1 protein-coding gene is annotated in these 1077 nt (G+C 55.3%); it reads left to right on the plus strand.

Features of this window, described 5'->3' with window-relative positions; all coding sequences use genetic code 11:
• Positions 1-67: 67 nt before the first annotated feature.
• A partial coding sequence (locus F1735_RS33755) for an IS630 family transposase (RefSeq protein ID WP_167241391.1) occupies positions 68-1077 on the plus strand: 1010 nt, incomplete at its 3' end.

Raw genomic sequence — 1077 nt, forward strand, 5'->3', positions numbered from 1 at the left:
CTCAGTGCTTCGTATTGAAATATCGCGGATGAGGCGCTATTCTTGTGCATCAACCAGGAGAAAGCTAATGCGAATTGCGACGGAGATTGTGCTTACCCAGGACGAGCAATCTGAGCTGAACGGACTGGTGCGCTCGGGTCTCACGAGCGTCAGGCTTGCGCTACGCGCGCGCATCGTACTCCTGGCCGCTGAGGGTCTTCAAAATAAGGACATTGCCGTGGTGCTTGGCGTGGATCGCGGTCAAATCAGACGCTGGCGTGAACGGTTTGCGCAGATGCGTCTTGCGGGAATTGAACGCGACCTTCCGCGCGGTGCTCCGCCTGTAAAAGTCGACGTAGCGCGACTGGTGGCACTGACGACCGAAGGCAAGCCCGAAGTAGCGACCCATTGGAGCACACGTACGATGGCCGCCAAACTGGGCGTGAGCGCGGCCAGCGTTTCGCGGCACTGGCGCGCTAAGGGCTTGAAGCCACATCTGGTGCGAGGTTTCAAGGTATCGCGTGATCCGAAATTTGTCGAGAAGCTTGAAGATGTTGTGGGGCTGTATTTGTCACCTCCCGAACATGCGATCGTGTTGTGCTGCGATGAGAAGAGCCAGGTGCAGGCGCTCGATCGCACCCAGCCAGGTTTGCCTTTGAAAAAGGGTCGTGCCGAGACCATGACGCATGACTACAAACGTAATGGCACGACCACCTTGTTCGCAGCGTTGAATGTTTTTGATGGTCAGGTCATCGCCCAGTGCCAGCAGCGTCATCGCCATGAGGAATGGCTGACCTTTCTTCGCAAAATAGATCGCGAGACGCCAAAGGAAAAAACGCTGCATCTGATCTGCGACAACTACGCCACACACAAGCATCCGAACGTACAGGCATGGCTCGAAAAACACCCACGGTTCAACATGCATTTCACACCAACTTCGGCGTCGTGGCTAAACATGGTGGAGCGCTTCTTCCGCGATATTTCTGAGAACCGTCTCCGGCGTGGCGTGTTCAAAAGCGTACCGGAACTGACAACCGCAATCGAACAATATGTCGCGCACCACAATGCCAATCCGAAGCCATTTATTTGGACAGCAAC

This window comes from Massilia genomosp. 1 (genome assembly GCF_011682185.1).
Lineage (GTDB): Bacteria > Pseudomonadota > Gammaproteobacteria > Burkholderiales > Burkholderiaceae_D > Telluria_A > Telluria_A rubra.